15 protein-coding genes are annotated in these 17,413 nt (G+C 60.0%); 10 read left to right on the top strand and 5 right to left on the bottom strand.

What is annotated here, in order from left to right:
• Positions 1-46: 46 nt before the first annotated feature.
• Positions 47-1,549: an exopolyphosphatase gene (ppx, locus tag J7E36_RS14325; RefSeq protein ID WP_215003935.1), complete on the bottom strand. Its 1,503-nt coding sequence runs from the start codon at positions 1,547-1,549 to the stop codon at positions 47-49.
• 351 nt (positions 1,550-1,900) lie between these two features.
• Between ppx and J7E36_RS14320 the strand changes: the two genes are divergently transcribed.
• From J7E36_RS14320 to J7E36_RS14300, 5 genes are all read left to right on the top strand, one after another.
• On the top strand, positions 1,901-2,551 hold the full coding sequence (locus tag J7E36_RS14320; RefSeq protein ID WP_215003933.1) for a DUF1120 domain-containing protein: 651 nt from the start codon (positions 1,901-1,903) through the stop codon (positions 2,549-2,551).
• Positions 2,552-2,914: 363 nt separating this feature from the next.
• Positions 2,915-3,568, top strand: coding sequence for a DUF1120 domain-containing protein (locus tag J7E36_RS14315; protein ID WP_215003931.1), 654 nt, complete (start codon positions 2,915-2,917; stop codon positions 3,566-3,568).
• 185 nt (positions 3,569-3,753) lie between these two features.
• Complete coding sequence (locus J7E36_RS14310) at positions 3,754-4,452, top strand: fimbria/pilus chaperone family protein (RefSeq protein WP_269216556.1); 699 nt, start codon at positions 3,754-3,756, stop codon at positions 4,450-4,452.
• A complete protein-coding gene (locus J7E36_RS14305) occupies positions 4,449-7,049 on the top strand; it encodes a fimbria/pilus outer membrane usher protein (RefSeq protein ID WP_231286421.1) in 2,601 nt (866 codons plus the stop codon). Before J7E36_RS14310 ends, J7E36_RS14305 begins: the two co-directional genes overlap by 4 nt.
• Positions 7,050-7,059: 10 nt before the next feature.
• Positions 7,060-7,524 (top strand): hypothetical protein, encoded by a 465-nt coding sequence (locus tag J7E36_RS14300; RefSeq protein ID WP_215003927.1) that lies wholly within the window; start codon positions 7,060-7,062, stop codon positions 7,522-7,524.
• 3 nt (positions 7,525-7,527) lie between these two features.
• Here J7E36_RS14300 and J7E36_RS14295 read toward each other — a convergent pair whose 3' ends face one another.
• The 4 genes from J7E36_RS14295 to J7E36_RS14280 are packed head-to-tail and all read right to left on the bottom strand — an operon-like array spanning position 7,528 to position 10,374.
• Positions 7,528-8,265: an amino acid ABC transporter ATP-binding protein gene (locus tag J7E36_RS14295; RefSeq protein ID WP_215003925.1), complete on the bottom strand. Its 738-nt coding sequence runs from the start codon at positions 8,263-8,265 to the stop codon at positions 7,528-7,530.
• Positions 8,252-8,902 (bottom strand): amino acid ABC transporter permease, encoded by a 651-nt coding sequence (locus J7E36_RS14290; protein WP_215003923.1) that lies wholly within the window; start codon positions 8,900-8,902, stop codon positions 8,252-8,254. The genes J7E36_RS14295 and J7E36_RS14290 overlap by 14 nt, the downstream gene beginning before the upstream one ends.
• A complete protein-coding gene (locus J7E36_RS14285; RefSeq protein WP_215003921.1) occupies positions 8,899-9,567 on the bottom strand; it encodes an amino acid ABC transporter permease in 669 nt (222 codons plus the stop codon). Before J7E36_RS14285 ends, J7E36_RS14290 begins: the two co-directional genes overlap by 4 nt.
• 21 nt (positions 9,568-9,588) lie before the next feature.
• On the bottom strand, positions 9,589-10,374 hold the full coding sequence (locus tag J7E36_RS14280) for a transporter substrate-binding domain-containing protein (protein ID WP_215003919.1): 786 nt from the start codon (positions 10,372-10,374) through the stop codon (positions 9,589-9,591).
• Positions 10,375-10,830: 456 nt separating this feature from the next.
• Here J7E36_RS14280 and trxA point away from each other — a divergent pair, with 456 nt between their 5' ends.
• From trxA to J7E36_RS14255, 5 genes are all read left to right on the top strand, one after another.
• Positions 10,831-11,160 carry a thioredoxin TrxA gene (gene trxA / locus J7E36_RS14275; RefSeq protein ID WP_215003917.1) on the top strand — a complete coding sequence of 110 codons (330 nt, stop codon included), beginning with the start codon at positions 10,831-10,833 and terminating at the stop codon, positions 11,158-11,160.
• Between the two features lie 242 nt (positions 11,161-11,402).
• Positions 11,403-12,662 carry a transcription termination factor Rho gene (rho, locus tag J7E36_RS14270; protein ID WP_057712815.1) on the top strand — a complete coding sequence of 420 codons (1,260 nt, stop codon included), beginning with the start codon at positions 11,403-11,405 and terminating at the stop codon, positions 12,660-12,662.
• 147 nt (positions 12,663-12,809) lie between these two features.
• Complete coding sequence (locus J7E36_RS14265) at positions 12,810-14,762, top strand: acyltransferase family protein (RefSeq protein WP_215003915.1); 1,953 nt, start codon at positions 12,810-12,812, stop codon at positions 14,760-14,762.
• An 81-nt stretch (positions 14,763-14,843) separates the two neighbouring features.
• Complete coding sequence (gene ubiD, locus J7E36_RS14260; protein WP_215003913.1) at positions 14,844-16,310, top strand: 4-hydroxy-3-polyprenylbenzoate decarboxylase; 1,467 nt, start codon at positions 14,844-14,846, stop codon at positions 16,308-16,310.
• Positions 16,310-17,278 carry a CDP-6-deoxy-delta-3,4-glucoseen reductase gene (locus tag J7E36_RS14255; protein WP_215003910.1) on the top strand — a complete coding sequence of 323 codons (969 nt, stop codon included), beginning with the start codon at positions 16,310-16,312 and terminating at the stop codon, positions 17,276-17,278. Before ubiD ends, J7E36_RS14255 begins: the two co-directional genes overlap by 1 nt.
• Positions 17,279-17,413 lie beyond the last annotated feature (135 nt).

Here is a 17,413-nt window from a genome sequence, read left to right as displayed (position 1 = left end):
ATCAAGACAGTTGCTCCCACACAGGGCACTGTGTTGTAGCGGGCTATCAGTGGATGTTCAGCACAATCCCGACCCGGGTCAGCCACTCGGCTTCCTGGGCAAAGTCGGCCTGGGTCAGTTGGTGCTCGTCCAGCCAGTTGTCGGGGAACATCACGTCCAGTTGATCGCCGTCGGCGCGCAGGGCCACCTGGGGCATTTCCTGGGTGCCGCGGATGTGGTGGAACAGGATCGCGAACCGTAGCAGCACACACAGGCGGATCAGCTTGATACCTTCATCGCCGAATTCGGCAAATTTATCCTTGGGAATGTTGCGGCGGTGCCCACGCACCAGCAGCGCGAGCATTTGCTGGTCCTCGCGGGAGAAACCCGCCAGGTCCGAGTGCTCGATCAGGTAGGCGCCGTGCTTGTGGTAGTGATAGTGGGCGATGTCCAGGCCCACTTCATGGACCTTGGCGGCCCAGCCGAGCAGTTCGCGCCAGACACCGTCGTTCAGGTCCCAATCGTCAGCCACCTGGTCGAAGGCATGCAATGCCTTGCGCTCGACCCGGGCGGCCTGCTCCTGATCGACGTGATAACGCTCCATGAGCGAGCCCAGGGTGCGTTCACGGACGTCTTCGTGATGATGGCGGCCCAGCAGGTCATAGAGCACGCCTTCACGCAGGGCGCCCTCACAGTGGTCCATGCGTTGCAACTCAAGGGCGTCGAAGATCGCCTCGAGGATCGCCAGACCCGCCGGAAAAATCGCCCGGCGGTCGGGCTTGATGCCTTCGAAATCGATCTTGTCCGAGTCGCCCAGCTTGAACACCCTGCGCTTGAGCCAGGCCAGGCCCTCGGCGTTGACCTCGCCGGTACCATGGCCGCCGGCCTTGAGCGCCAGGCCGATGGCGCGAATGGTCCCGGAGGAGCCGATGGCTTCATCCCAGGTCAGCCGGTGCAGGGCGTGTTCGATGCTCATGATTTCCAGGCGCGCCGCCGTGTAGGCCTGGGCGTAGCGGGCCGGCGTGATCTTGCCGTCACGGAAATACCGCTGGGTGTAGCTGACGCAACCCATCTGCAGGCTTTCGCGCAACAGGGGTTCGAAGCGCTGGCCGATGATGAATTCGGTACTGCCGCCGCCGATGTCGGCCACCAGGCGCTTGCCCGGGGTATCGGCGAGGGTGTGGGAGACGCCGAGGTAGATCAGGCGGGCTTCTTCCCGACCGGAGATGACTTCCACCGGATGGCCGAGGATCTCTTCGGCACGGCGGATGAACTCGCCACGGTTGCGCGCCTCGCGCAGGGCGTTGGTGCCAACGATCCGCACGGCGCCCAGGGGCATGCCGTTGATCAGTTGGGCAAAACGCTTGAGGCAATCGAGCCCGCGCTGGATGGATTCTTCGCTCAGCTTGCGCTCTTCGTCGATGCCGGCGGCCAGTTGGACCTTTTCGCCGAGCCGCTCAAGAATGCGGATTTCCCCGTTCTGGGCTTTGGCGACGACCATGTGGAAGCTGTTGGAGCCCAGGTCTATGGCTGCGATCAGGGACAGATTCTTGGCTTGGGATGGCGGCATGGGCAAAAAGTCTCGGTCGATAACCTTGCCATCCTGCCACGATCGATCGTCGCCGCCAACGGATGCGGTTGGGTTTCGGTCAGCGACAGTTTTTGCCGCGTGCAAGAAATATACGTAGGAAAGTGTCTGCCGTTTTACAGGAGGTAGAGGTTTCCTACGTCTTATGATGATGTTTCCTGCTTATCTTTAAGTGCTTTTTCCAGATACTTCGCCGGGCAATTTCGCCATGATGCGGTTGTAACCTCTTTTCTAATCAGGACGAAACTCCATATGTTTATTAGCATGTGGCTGGAATAAGGAAATTCCGGGTGTTGCAGGATTGACATCAAATGCTGTTTGAAGGAAGTGGAAATGAAAAATAAATTTGGATTGGCTGCAGTCGTTGCGCTCGTTTTAGCCTGCGCTCACGTGCAAGCGGCTGACTTGCAGGTGGCAGGCAGTATCTCTCCAGGCAGTTGCTCGCTGAATATTCCTACTTTGGCTGTCGATTACGGACGAATCAGTGCCAATGATCTGAGTCCTATCGATTACACAAGCTTGGGTAAGCGGAATACGCCGTTTAACATTACCTGCGACGGCCCGACGTTGGTCGGGCTGACCGCTGTCGATAATCGGGTTGCCAGCAAGAAATCTATTGTCATGACGGTGCTTGACGACCCCATGCTCGCATTGCCCGTCAATTGCTATGGGTTGGGCACGAATGCCGATGGCGCAAAGATCGGGGCCTTCAGTCTGCACGTTCGTAATTACTCTGTGGACGGGAACACCAATCTGCAAACAATCATGAAGATTGGCAATTCCTGGATGGGGGCTGGTGATATTGTGCGCAACGATCGGACGGTTCTAAGTTGGGCGCCTATCAGGGCCTATGACCCGCAACTCTTGACAAGGGTTACAGGTGAGCTTGAAGTCGAAGCAGTGATCAACAATACGACTGAGCTTGTCGTGCAGGAAGATATCCAGATCGATGGCAACGCGACGCTGGAGCTGGCCTACATTTGATGTCGATGCCAGCCCCGGCTCCGGGGCTGGTTCTTTACGGGGCTGTGCTGATTGAAATGGATCGCCCGGCAAGGTTATGAGGCCGGCGGCCACTTTCTCATGTTACGAGCGACCCTTGCCATCGGTGGATGCGGTCGAATGTCTACGAGTGACAGTCTTATAAGTAGTGTATGTAGGAAAGTTTCTGTTGTTCTGTGGTTGGTAGAAGTTTCCTACGGTTTATGATGATGTTTCCTGCTTATCTTTAAGAAGTTTTTCCCGATACTTTCGCCCGGCAATTTCGCCGTGATGTTAGTTGCTGCGTCTTTTCAAGTTGACGTGGGACAGCTGGCATCAAGTTGATGTTATTTGAAGGAAATGGAAATGAAGAATAAATTTGGACTGGCCGCCATCGGTGCCCTAGTTTTAGCGTGCACTCAGGTGCAGGCGGCTGATTTGCAGGTGACGGGCAGTATTATCCCTGGCAGTTGTTCGCTGAATATTCCTACTACGGCTGTCGATTATGGTCGAATCAGTGTCAAGGATTTGAGCTCTGTTGACTACACCAAACTGAACAAGCTGAGTACGGCATTCAACATCACCTGTGATGGACCGACACTTGTCGGTTTGACCGCTAACGATAATCGAGCCGCCAGCAAAAAGCATGAAGCCATGGCGGTGATCGATCCTGGACTTGCTACTCCAACCAACAGTTTCGGATTGGGCGCAAACGCGGACGGCGATAAGATCGGCGCCTACAGCCTGCATGTTCGTAATTATGCTGTAGACGGGGACTCCGATTTCAAAACCATCCTGCGCGGTGGCGCAGGCAACTGGTTCGGTGCTAGCGATTTTATGCGTAGCCATCCTCAATATCTTCTCTCGTGGTCTCCCAATGCGGCCAATAGCCCGCACCTTTTGACAACCGTCTCGGGTGAGTTGGTAATCGAAGCCGCGATCAACAACACGACTGAGCTCGTTGTGTCGGAAGACCTGCAAATAGATGGCAGCGCGACGCTGGAGTTGAGTTACATCTAAATGGCACGGCCAGCCCCGATCCAGGGGCTGGCTCTTCGCCAGGCGTATGGGCTCTGCGCTGCTGATGGATGCTGACAACCAGGTCAGGCATCAGGATGTGGCCGTTCCGAGCCCGATTATCCAAACCTATATATCGCTCCACGAACTCGATTCGTGGTGGGAGAACGTGTGTGTCGGATTTCTCATTGAAACTTGGATCGGCCCTGCGTGCAGCGCTGTACCTGAGTTGTTGTACAGGTGCCCCGGCCATGGCCGCCGGCATGCAACCGGAAACCACGGTGGTGATTTTTTATGAAGAGCATGGTCAAGCCAGCATCAACCTGACCAATACGGATGCCGGCCCCACGCTGCTTCATTCGAAAGTTGAACACATCCCCGAAGACCCCGACCTGTCGGTGATCGTGACGCAGCCGGTGGTGCGGGTCGATGCCGGTGAAACGCAGTTGATTCGTTTGGTCGGGGCATTCAAGGAGCCGCTCAAGACCCAGCGATACAAGCGTGTCACTTTCGAAGGAATCCCCCAGAAGAAACCCGAGGGCGGTGCCACGGTGGGCATCAACATCCGGCATAACCTGCCGCTGATCATTCATCCCAAGGGTTTGCCTCGGCATTCGGCACCGTGGGAGCTTCTGAAATGGACTGTCGAGGGTGAACGCCTGGCGGTCCAGAACGACAGCCCTTACGTCGTACGCTTGTCCGAGCGAGTCCATCTGAGTCCGGCCAACACCTCGGTGTCCCTGCCGCGCACCTACGTCTTGCCGGGCGAAACCCTGACTGCCGAGCTCAAGGAGCCCGCAGCGGCGGTCACTTCGGTCACGATCCAGCCCGCGACATTGTACGGGTTTGCGATTGGCAACTTCGATGCGCCGGTCGTGCATCGATGATGAAGTTCACGCATGCCGTGCCACGCCCTGGCTTGCGCCGCGGTGAGGGGCGATGGGTTGCGGCGGGGGCGGGGCGCTGGTCGTGCGGCCTGGCCTTGTCCGCGGCGATCTGCTGTGACGCCGGCAGCCAGGTGTATGCGCAGGATCGAGGCCCTGCCGACCGTTCATTTGCCCAGTTCGATACCTCGATTCTTTCTTCCCGAGGGATCGATCCTAGCGTTTCGGACTACTTTCGCACCGCCCCACGTTTCCATGAGGGCTCCCAGGTGGTCAGCCTCAGGGTCAACGGCAATCCGCTGGGTTTGACCGAGGCGCGATTTGACCGCGAGGGCAAGTTGTGTTTCACCCGAAGTCTGCTTGAAAAGGCCAGTGTGCAAGTGCCCGCCGCGGTCATCGAAGGGAGAGGAGCGGGTGACGAGGCGTGTCATGACTTCCTGGCCCGGTTTCCCAACACTGTCGTCAACCTGCTCCCCAGTCGCGAGGAGGTTGCGTTGGTTGTGCCGAGCGAGGCATTGCGAGAGCCGGGATTTGCCGAGGGCGCATTTTCCCAGGGCGGCCTGGCAGGCTTGCTCAATTACGATGTGCTGGGCCTCGATAGCCAATCAAGCTCAGGCGGTGGCAACCGTTACCTGTCCGCGGCCACCGAGGCCGGCGTTAATCTGGGGAACTGGATCGTCCGCAGTCGCCAGCTCTACACCTCGATCAACGGCGTGCAGAACAGCGAGCATTTGTACGCCTATGCCCAGCGCGACGTGCTGGCGTTGCGGTCGACCTTCCAGGCCGGGCAGCTTTCCAGTAACAGCCCGGTGTTCGGAGGTGTCCAGTTCTCCGGCTTTCAGTTCTTCCCCGACGGTGTAAAGCGCAGCGATGGTTCGAACGGCGCCGTGGTGGAAGGGTTGGCCCTGAGCCAATCCCGTGTGGAAGTCCGCCAGTCCGGTGCGTTGATTTATACCACGCTGGTTCCGCAAGGCCCCTTCAGGCTCATCCAGCTGCCGCTGCTCAACGGCACCAGCGACCTTGAAGTGAGCGTGATCGAAGAAAACGGCGCAGAGCAGCGCTTCGTTGTGCCAGCGGCGTCTTTTCAGGGCATGGCGCCTGCTCTGTCGGGCTATTACCTTTCCCTGGGCCAGGCGCGGGCTTCGGGGGCACATGAAGGTGAGCAGCCATTGCTGGCGATGGGCAGCGCAACCTGGGGCATCGGGCGCGATTCCGCCTTGAGTAGCGGCCTGGTGGGTGCGCAGAATTACCAGGCGCTGGGCCTTGGGCTCGATGCTCGACCCATGGCCAGACTCGCGGTCGGCGTGCGGGGCAACGTTTCGCATGACAAGGCCAGCGGCAAGTCGGGCGGGCGGAGCAGTCTGTCCCTGAGCACCTCATTGGCCGACAACCTTGACCTGTCACTGAGCGTGACCCGGCAGACGTTGGGTTATCGCGAGGTCTCGCAGATTCACGCTGTCGATCAGAAGGACGATCGGGTGGATTTCCACGCGTCGCGTTTCAAGGATCAGTACACGGCGGGGCTCGGGTGGTCCGATCCGGTGCTGGGCGGTTTCTCGGTGGGTTACACGCAGTCGTCGCAGTTCGATAACCAGACGTACGCACGCTTGTACGGCGGGTGGAACAAATCGTTCAAACACGCGAACGTGAGTGCCTACGTTGACTCGGCGATGGGCACGTCAAGCGCGTACGACGATGGCGTGTCGGTCCGCCTGCAAGTCAGCGTGCCGCTGGGCAAGGACCGGCGCGCCCGTTCTTCTTTGACGCATCAGGGCAGCCGTTCCACCGTGGCGGCCGCCTACAGTGAACGCTTAAGCGACTACCTCAACTATGAAGTGGGGCACGAGCAAGGACTGAACCATCCGCAATCCCAGGCACGCGCCAGTTTCAACGCCTTGCCGCGCTATGCGCAGGTCGGGCTTGGGGCCAGCCAGGACCGTTTCAACACGCATTACAACGGCTACCTCAGGGGTGGGGTCGTCGCCCATGGAAACGGGGTGACTTTTTCCCCTTACCGGGTCCAGGAAACCTTCGGCGTCGCCTCGGTGGACGGTGTTCCCGGCGCCCGGATCAACACGCCCCAAGGCCCGGTATGGACCGACTCGCAGGGACGGGCGGTGATCGCCAGCTTGCCCGCCTACAACAACAGTCGTGTCGAACTGGACACCCGATCACTGCCCAAGCGGGTGGATATCCAGAACGGAACCAAGGTATTGAGCGCGGGGCGTGGCTCGTTCAACGCCGTCGATTTCTCGGTGCTCAACGTACGCCGGCTGTTGCTTCAGGCGCGGGACGAAAGCGGCGCTGCGCTGCCACAGGGTGTCTCGGTACTGACGGCAAACGATGACTTCCTGACCAGCGTGGCCGGCGAGGGAATGATTTTCCTTAGCGATATCAACGAGCAGCAGGCGCTGAAAGTAGCGTTGTCCGGTTCCAGGACGTGTCAGCTTCAATTCGAACTCATGGAAAACAATGATGAAGATCTCCCTTATGAGACCGCTTCGGCGGTATGTCGCGACTTTCCATCATCCGAGGCAATGGCTTCTGCCCAGGAGTCTGTTCTGCCTGGGGCTGCTGCTGGCGAGCCCAGCGAAGGCTGAACAATGCACTGTGTCGCTGAGCCAGGATCGGGTCGATTATGGTCGTCTGCACCGGGGCGAGCTGCTGGTCGAGCAGCCGGGCGAGACAGCGCTGGCGCTTGGCAAGCGGACCCTGAACCTCAACGTGGTCTGCCCACAGCCCACCGCGATGGCCTTGCGTTTCGACAGCCCTGGCGCCGGCCCCGAGGCCTTCAGCCTGGGGCTCCAGGGCAGTTTCACGTTAGACCTCAAGCGGCCCCGGTTGGACGGGCAGGCGGTTGAACTGTTCCAGGGGCGCGCTCGCTCCCTGGAACAGAGCAGCCGTATGTTGCCCGGGCAGACGCTGGTTGCGAGGCGGGGCGGGGCGCCCATCCAGGGGCGGATGTTTTCCGCTCAAGTCGAGATCGAGACCTACTTGCCCGCGAGCGCGACCCGGGTACGAGATGAAACGCTGATTGATGGTCGCGGACGCTTCGAGCTGGTGCCCCACCACTGAGCGTCAGGTAACCGGCTCGACCATCCCGATGAAGTTCGCCAGCTCCGCCGTCTGCGGCTCGGCGAACAACACCTTGGGATCGCCCACCTCATGCACCTTGCCCTGGTGCATGAACACCAACTTGTCGCCCACTTCCCGGGCAAAGCGCATTTCGTGGGTGACCATGATCAGGGTCATGCCTTCCTTTGCCAGTTGCCGCACCACACTGAGCACTTCGCTGACCAGTTCCGGGTCCAGGGCCGAAGTGATCTCATCGCACAGCAGCACTTTCGGTGACATCGCCAGGGCACGGGCAATTGCGACCCGCTGCTGCTGGCCGCCGGACAGGCGCTCCGGGAAGGCATCGAATTTCTCGCCCAGGCCGACCCGTTCGAGCATCTGCCGCGCCAGCTCGGACGCCTTGGCCTTGGAAACCTTCTGTACCACCTGTGGCGCGAGCATCACGTTTTCGCCGACGGTCAGGTGCGGGAACAGGTTGAATTGCTGGAACACCATCCCGACTTTCTGCCGCAGGCTGCGCAGGTCGGCGCGGGCGGCATCGAGGTATTCGCCGTCCACTTCAATCACACCGTCGTTGATCGACTCCAGGCCATTGAGGGTGCGCAGCAAGGTGGATTTGCCCGAGCCGCTGCGGCCGATGATCGCCACCACCTGGCCTTCCTCGACACTCAGGTCGATACCTTTGAGCACATGGTGATCACCGTAGTATTTATGCAGGGCGGAAATTCTAAGCAGAGGCATGCAGTCTCCTTTCCAGGTAGCGCGCACTGAGGGACAAGGGGTAGCAGAGTAGGAAATAACCGAGGGCCACCAGGCCGTACACCATGAACGGCTCGAACGTGGCGTTGGCGAGCATGCCGCCGGTCTTGGTCAGTTCGGTAAAGCCAATGATCGAGGTGACGGCGGTGCCTTTGACCACTTGCACCGAAAAGCCCACGGTCGGCGCCACGGCGATGCGCAGAGCCTGGGGCAGGATCACGTAGCGCAGTTGCTCCAGCGGGTTGAGCGCCAGGCTTGAGGAGGCTTCCCACTGCCCGTTGGGAATTGCCTCGACGCAGCCGCGCCAGATCTCTGCCAGATAGGCGCTGGTGAACAGCGTCAGGGCGATTGCCGCCGCCATCCACGGGGAAATTTCCACCCCGGCCAGGGCCACGCCGAAGAACACAAGGAACAGCTGCATCAACAGCGGCGTGCCCTGGAACAGTTCGATGTAGGTGCGGGCGACATTGCGCGACACGGCGTTCTTCGAGATGCGCAGCACCATCACCAGCAAGCCGATCACGCCGCCGCCAATAAACGCCACCAGCGACAGCGCCAGGGTCCATTGCAGGCCGGTGAGCAGGTTGCGCACCACGTCCCAGAAAGTGAAATCACTCATTGGCCGCTCCTGGAAATGTACCGACGCCCCACCCAGTTCAGGAGCTGACGGATCAGCAGCGCCATGCACAGGTAGATCAGCGTCGTCAGCGCGTAGGTTTCGAAGGCGCGGAAATTGCGCGACTGAATGAAGTTGGCAGCGAAGCTAAGCTCTTCGGTGGCGATCTGCGAACAGACCGCTGAACCCAGCATCACGATGATGATCTGGCTGCTGAGGGCCGGCCAGACCTTGCCCAGCGCCGGCAGCAGCACTATGTGCCGGAAGGCTTCGAAGCGGCTCATCGCCAGGGCGGCGGCGGCTTCCAGTTGACCCCGGGGGACGGCCTGGATGCCGGCGCGGATGATCTCGGTGGAATAGGCGCCAAGGTTGATCACCATGGCCAGGACCGCCGCCTGCCATTCGGAAATCTGCAAGCCCAGGGACGGCAGGCCGAAGAAGATGAAGAACAGTTGCACGAGGAATGGCGTGTTGCGGATCAGTTCCACATACACACCGAATATGGCTGCGAAGGGACGGATGTTCCACGCCCGCACCGCAGCGCCGACGATGCCCAGGCTGATCCCGAGCAACGCGCCGATGGCCGTCAGCTCCAGGGTGAATAGCGCGCCGCGCAACAGCAACTCGGTGTTTTGCACCACCGGCAGGAAATCGAACTGATAAGCCATGCTGAGTCTCTCAGGCGGCGATCAGAGATCGGCCGGCAGCGGCTGCTTGAGCCAGGTCTGGGCGTTTTTCTCCAGGCTGCCGTCGGTCTTGGCGGTGGCGAGGATCTGGTTGACCTTGTCCAGCAGCGCCGGCTCGTTCTTGTTCACGCCCACGTACACCGGCGAATCCTTGAGTTTGACTTTCAAGGCCGGGACACGCTTGGGATTACGCTCGCTGATGGCGACCATCACCACGTTGCCGCTGGCGATCAGGTCCACCTGGCCGGCCAGGTAGGCGGCGATGGTCGAATTGTTGTCTTCGAAGCGCTTGATCGTGACGCCTTCGGGAGCGACCTTGGTCAACTCGATGTCCTCGATGGCGCCCCGGGTGACGCTGACGGTCTTGCCCTTGAGGTCGTCCAGGCCATTGATCGCGGCGTCAGGCGGACCGAACACGGCCAGGTAGAACGGCGCATAGGCGCTGGAGAAGTCGATGATTTTTTCACGCTCCGGGTTCTTGCCCAGGCTGGAAATCACCAGGTCGACTTTGCCGGTGGTCAGGAACGGAATGCGGTTGGTGCTGTTGACCGGTGTCAGCTCAAGCTTGACCTTGAGCTGGTCGGCCAAAAGTTTCGCGGTGTCGATGTCCAGGCCCCGGGGCTTCATATCCGGGCCCACCGAACCGAACGGCGGGAAATCCTGGGGCACGGCAACCTTGAGCGTGCCGCGCTTGACCACGTCTTCCAGGCCATCGGCGTGGGCGGGCAGCTGGCAAAGCATCAGGCTGGCAAACAGGGCGGTGAGCAGGGCGCTGCAACGCTGGATCATGGCGAATCTCCGCAATCGATGTGATTTCTGCGCTGTGACAGAGCACAGGCCATGCCAAGCCGGCGCGACTGCGCCAAAAGCGGGATCTGCGCCAGGTCGACTCTTGCGGTTTCACCAGCGTCGGGCCCACCACAGCCCCTGTAGGAGCGAGCCTGCTCGCGAAGGCGCCGGCGCAGCCACGTCTGACAGAGCGTCTCGCGAGCAGGCTCGCTCCCACACAACCGGATGTTGTCGGGCGCCGCGTTTCGCACCTTTATCGGGCGTCGTGGGCTGAGGTTGGGGGATTTCGGCGCAGCGGGTGGCTGAAGCGGTTCGTCGGATATGCTTGGGGGGAAATTGGGTTATACCCAATTACGGCTTTGCTCATAGCGAGACTCAATCAACTGCGGCTTCCTGAACCCGGGAAGGGCCGCTATGATGGGGCACGTTTTTTTGCTGACAACCCCGGAGATTTCCATGAGCAGCGATCTGATCAAACACGTTAGCGACGCTAGCTTCGAGGCTGACGTACTCAAGGCCGAAGGCGCTGTACTGGTGGACTATTGGGCTGAGTGGTGCGGTCCGTGCAAAATGATCGCTCCGGTCCTGGACGAAATTGCCGAAACCTACAAGGGCAAGCTGACCGTTGCCAAGCTGAACATCGACGAAAACCAGGAGACGCCGGCCAAGCATAGCGTGCGTGGTATCCCGACCCTGATGCTGTTCAAGAACGGCAACATCGAAGCGACCAAGGTAGGCGCGTTGTCGAAGTCGCAACTGACGGCTTTCCTCGACGCTAACATCTAAGCGCCGAATGTCACGGAAAAAGCCCCGCAAAACGCGGGGCTTTTTCGTTAACCAGGGCTAGACGCTCGCAAATTCAGGTGTTACATTCGGCCCCGCACTGGTTTCTCCAGCGCCCCCTGCAAGCCGTCGCCGACGCACTCCTTTCGTACAAGTACGCGATCCAGTCGCCTTCTCCGCGGCGCGGCCTCATTAAGCCAAAAGCTTAATTTCCCCCCTCCATAAATGATTACGTCATTCCTAATATGAATCTGACTGAACTCAAGCAAAAGCCGATTACCGAACTGCTCGAATTGGCCGAACAGATGGGCATAGAAAATATGGCCCGTTCGCGCAAGCAGGACGTGATTTTCTCCCTGCTCAAGAAGCACGCGAAAAGCGGCGAGGAAATCTCCGGTGATGGCGTGCTGGAGATTCTCCAGGACGGCTTCGGCTTTCTCCGCTCCGCAGATGCTTCCTATCTCGCCGGCCCAGACGATATCTACGTCTCGCCGAGCCAGATCCGTCGCTTCAACCTGCGCACCGGTGACACCATCGTTGGCAAGATCCGCCCTCCGAAGGAAGGCGAGCGTTATTTTGCGCTGCTCAAGGTCGACACGATCAACTTCGACCGTCCGGAGAACGCAAAGAACAAGATTCTCTTCGAGAACCTGACGCCGCTGTTTCCGACCGTGCGCATGAAGATGGAAGCCGGCAACGGTTCCACCGAAGACCTCACCGGTCGCGTCATCGACCTGTGCGCCCCCATCGGCAAAGGCCAGCGTGGCCTGATCGTGGCACCGCCGAAAGCGGGCAAGACGATCATGCTGCAGAACATTGCGGCCAACATCGCCCGTAACAACCCTGAAGTTCATCTGATCGTGCTGTTGATCGATGAGCGTCCGGAAGAAGTGACCGAGATGCAGCGTACCGTGCGCGGCGAAGTGGTTGCCTCGACGTTCGACGAACCGCCGACCCGCCACGTGCAGGTTGCCGAAATGGTGATCGAGAAGGCCAAGCGCCTGGTCGAGCACAAGAAAGACGTGGTGATCCTCCTCGACTCCATCACCCGTCTGGCCCGTGCCTACAACACCGTGATCCCGAGCTCCGGCAAGGTGCTGACCGGTGGTGTCGATGCCCATGCGCTGGAAAAACCGAAGCGTTTCTTCGGTGCCGCGCGCAACATCGAAGAAGGCGGCTCGCTGACCATCATCGCCACCGCGCTGGTTGAAACCGGCTCGAAGATGGATGAAGTGATCTACGAGGAATTCAAGGGCACCGGCAACATGGAGCTGCCTCTGGATCGTCGCATCGCCGAGAAGCGCGTATTCCCGGCTATCAACATCAACCGCTCCGGCACGCGCCGCGAAGAGTTGCTGACCGCCGACGACGAGCTGCAGCGCATGTGGATCCTGCGCAAGCTGCTGCATCCGATGGATGAAATTGCTGCCATCGAGTTCCTGGTCGACAAACTGAAAACGACCAAGACCAATGATGAGTTCTTCTTGTCGATGAAGCGCAAGTAACAAGCAATACGTTGCAAGAAAAGCGCCCTCGATAGGGCGCTTTTTTTATGCGCAGACAAGTTTGTTTTATCGATACTGGATAACTTTCACCGGTTGCCGATATCTTTTGCCATCATTGACCCTGTACCTAAAACGACAAGGATTGTTATGCATTTATTCGGCAATCGCCGTGATATCGACGGGCTAAGGGCATTGGCCGTCGTTCCGGTCGTGCTGTTTCACTTTGGCTTCGGCACATTCAGCGGTGGTTTCGTTGGCGTCGATGTCTTCTTTGTCATCTCCGGATTTCTGATCACCGGCATCCTGTTCCGCGAGATCAGCTCGCAGCGTTTCAGTTTCATCGACTTCTGGACCAGGCGTGCCCGGCGCATCCTTCCCGCCTTGAGCGTGGTCATGCTCGCCGCCTTGGCCCTGGGCTGGTTATTGCTGGCGGCCAAGGACTTTTCGCAGCTTGGCAGGGCGGTGCGTTATCAGTCGCTGTTCATGTCGAACATTCTGTTCATGCGTGAAGACGGTTATTTCGAACCTGCCTCGGATCTGAAACCGTTGCTTCACACATGGTCCCTGGCTGTTGAAGAGCAGTACTACATTTTCTTTCCGCTGCTGATGGCATTGTTGATGCGCCATGTTCGCCATTGGCGCTGGGTGCTATTTGCCGTGTTGCTGATTTCCTTTGGGCTGAATATCGCTTATATCGACCGTAAGCCTGACCTCGCTTTTTTTTCGCTACCTACCCGGGCCTGGGAGCTTCTGTGTGGGGCCATGCTCGCTGTCATGCCTGTGCCTCGACACGCCGTGCGTCCGTGGCTCTGCCAACTGGTGGGCATGGTGGGGTTGGCGGCTGTGCTGACGGCGGTTTTCACGTTTGACAAAGCCACCGTGTTTCCCGGTTGGGCCGCTTCGCTGCCGGTGCTGGGTGCCTGCGCACTGATCTGGTCGGGCTCGCACGGTTCGACCTGGGTCGCTCGCGTGTTGGGAGCCCGGGCACTGGTCTGGGTTGGCTTGCTTTCCTATTCATTGTATCTCTGGCATTGGCCGGTCTACGTCTACGCCAATGCCATATCCGTCGACGGTATCCAGCCCTGGGAAGCGGTAGGTTGGATCCTGTTGGCGTTGGGTCTTGCCTGGCTGAGCTGGCGCTTCGTCGAGCTTCCGTTTCGTGAGAAACGCTTATTGGCCGGGCGTAGGCCGATGCTGATTGGCGCAGGGCTGGCCATGGCTGCGCTGGCGGTGGCAGGTGTGGTAGTGCGCTCGGCGGATGGTTTTCCCCAGCGCCTGACGGGCAAGGCGCTGGAGTATGCGCAGGCGCGGGAGTGGCGGGCCGGGCAGATGGAATGCATGTTGGGGTTTACCGACGAACAGCCGGACAAGGCCTGCCTGCTTGGCGCGAATAAAGAGGCTGCGGCCAATCAAATGTTCTGGGGCGACAGTCACGCTGCGGCGCTGTTGCCGGCGATTGAAAAGAGCGGGACCCGCGACGGGCATCCTGTGTGGCTCTACAGCATGAGTGGCTGCCCGCCGATCTTGAGCGCCGATCAATCACCGCGGTGCAGAGAGTTCAACGACCGGACCATGGAGCAGGTCCGCAGCCTGCACATCAGGGATGTGGTGTTGGCGGCCAATTGGAGCCTTTACGCCTACGGACGCGAGGATGGAGACAAGAAGCACATGCTCAATCCCCACGATAGCAGGGCCGAGGCCGAGGCGCGCATGGCGACCGCGATCAGGGCCCGTGTGGCGCTGATAAGGGCGACGGGCGCGCAAGTATGGCTCTTCAAGGAGGTGCCGCTACAGCGCCTGGGCACTATCAGCCGATTGACCAGCCTGGCCCGGATCGGGCGTTCAGCCGAGGGCTTGGGTCGCCCGCTTCAGGAACACTTGGCGCGCCAGCGTTTTCTGAGTGTCTTGTTCGACTCGATGAGCGCCGCCGATCCCGGCGTGCATGTCATCGACCCGGCGTCGCTGATGTGCCCGGACGAGGTCTGTCGTATCGAGGTCAATGGCTATTCACAGTACAAGGATGAAGATCACCTGTCTGACATCGGCAGCACCCGTCTGAGTCCATTGTTTGCCCCACTGCTGTTGGGCACGACCGAATAATGAACGCTGTGCGCAAGCACGGGCTGCTGTTTGAGCGCTGGAGCAGGTAGGATGTACGCCTATTTTCGGGGTGGCATCTCAATGAAATTCAAGGATCTTCGGGATTTCGTGCAGCAGCTTGAGCAGCGCGGCGAGTTGAAACGTATCCAGGTTCCCGTCTCTCCCGTGCTGGAGATGACGGAAGTCTGCGATCGCACCCTGCGCGCAAAAGGCCCGGCGCTGCTGTTCGAGAATCCAACCGGCTACGACATTCCGGTGTTGGGCAACCTGTTCGGCACGCCGGAGCGCGTCGCCTTGGGCATGGGCGCCGAAGCCGTCAGCGAGCTGCGCGAAATCGGCAAGCTGCTGGCGTTCCTCAAGGAGCCTGAGCCACCCAAAGGGTTGAAAGACGCCTGGTCCAAGCTGCCGATTTTCCGCAAGATCATTTCCATGGCGCCGAAGGTCGTCAAGGACGCGATCTGCCAGGAAGTGGTGATCGAGGGCGACGACGTCGACCTGGCCATGCTCCCGGTGCAGACCTGCTGGCCGGGCGACGTGGGGCCGCTGATTACCTGGGGCCTGACCGTCACCAAGGGGCCGAACAAGGATCGCCAGAACCTGGGGATCTACCGCCAGCAGGTGATTGGCCGCAACAAGGTCATCATGCGCTGGTTGAGTCACCGCGGCGGCGCGCTGGACTATCGCGAGTGGTGTGAAAAACACCCCGGCCAGCCATTCCCGGTGTCGGTGGCCCTGGGTGCGGACCCGGCGACGATCCTCGGTGCGGTCACGCCCGTGCCTGACAGCCTTTCCGAATATGCCTTCGCCGGCCTGTTGCGCGGCAACCGCACCGAACTGGTGAAGTGCCGCGGCAACGACCTGCAAGTGCCGGCCACCGCCGAGATCATCCTCGAAGGCGTGATCCATCCTGGCGAAATGGCCGATGAGGGCCCGTACGGCGACCACACCGGTTACTACAACGAAGTCGACAGCTTCCCGGTGTTCACCGTCGAGCGCATCACCCATCGGATCAAGCCGATCTACCACAGCACCTACACCGGCCGGCCGCCGGACGAGCCGGCCATTCTCGGGGTGGCGTTGAACGAAGTCTTCGTGCCGATCCTGCAGAAGCAGTTTCCAGAGATCACCGACTTCTACCTGCCGCCGGAAGGTTGTTCGTATCGCATGGCCGTGGTGACCATGAAGAAGTCGTATCCAGGGCACGCCAAGCGGGTGATGCTCGGTGTCTGGTCGTTTTTGCGACAGTTCATGTACACCAAGTTCGTTATCGTCACCGACGACGATATCAACGCGCGGGACTGGAACGATGTGATCTGGGCCATCACCACGCGCATGGACCCCAAGCGCGACACGGTCATGATCGAGAACACGCCGATCGACTACCTTGACTTCGCCTCGCCGGTGTCCGGCCTGGGTTCGAAGATGGGGCTCGATGCCACGCATAAATGGCCCGGCGAGACCACTCGTGAATGGGGCCGGGTTATCGTCAAGGATGAGGCCGTTACCCAACGGATCGATGCCATCTGGAATCAGTTAGGAATAGATTGATGCGTGTAACCTTGCAGCCTTCCGGGGCGGTGCTGGAGATACAGCCCGCCGAGCGGATTCTCGATGGCGCGCGGCGCCTGGGCTACGAATGCCCGCAAAGCTGCCGCAACGGCAACTGCCACGTCTGTGGAGCGTTGTTGGTGGAAGGCCGGGTGAAGCAGGCTGGCGAGGTGCGCGATCACGGTGAGATCTTCACCTGCATCGCCGAACCGCTGGAGGATTGCGTCGTGTTGTGGGATGGCGTGCTGTCGCCGGGTGAATTGCCGGTGCGCAAGCTGGCCTGCCAGGTGACCGAGTGCGCCGATGTCGGCGGCGATGTCTGGCGGGTGCGCCTGCGCGCGCCGGCAGGCAAACCGCCGCGCTATCACGCCGGTCAGTACCTGATGATCGAGCGGGAGAATGGCGAGAAATCGGCCTTCTCCCTGGCCTCCGCACCGCATTCGGGGCGCGATCTGCAATTGCATGTATTGGTGCGCGAAAGCAGTGCGCGGGCGCTGCTTGAGCAGCTAGGGCGCAACCCCAACGTGCGCATCGAAATGCCGTTTGGCGACACGCACTTGTCCGAGCTGCCGGACGGCCCACTGGTGCTCATTGCCGCGGGAACCGGCATGGCGCAGATGCACAGCCTGATCGAGCATTGCCGTGCGGAGGGCTTCAAGCACCCGGTGCATCTGTATTGGGGCGTGCGGCGACCGGAGGATTTCTACGAAATCGAGCATTGGGAGGAGTGGAAGCAACTGCCGAACCTGTTTCTGCACAAAGTCGTCAGCGACTTGTGCGGCTGGGAAGGACGCTGCGGGATGCTTCACGAGGCCGTGTGCGAGGACATCAGCGATCTTTCGGACGTGCATGTCTACGCCAGCGGCTCGCCGGCCATGATCTACGGCACACTCGATGCCCTGGTGGAGGCGGGAATGGACGCCCACCAGATGCGCGCCGACGTGTTTGCGTACGCGCCGCGGGCCTGAGCTGTACTCATCAACCCAGGCTCGGTGAGCTTTTTGTGGCGAGGGGATACCACATTACCCAGCGATATAACTTCATATATTTCGTTTCGGTATTTAGTCTTAAGGTTAGATACCGATAACGTATATCGGTTGCGG

It is taken from the genome of Pseudomonas fluorescens (assembly GCF_018614775.1).
Classification (GTDB): Bacteria; Pseudomonadota; Gammaproteobacteria; order Pseudomonadales; family Pseudomonadaceae; genus Aquipseudomonas; species Aquipseudomonas fluorescens_BY.
This window is presented reverse-complemented; position numbering and strand designations above follow the sequence as displayed.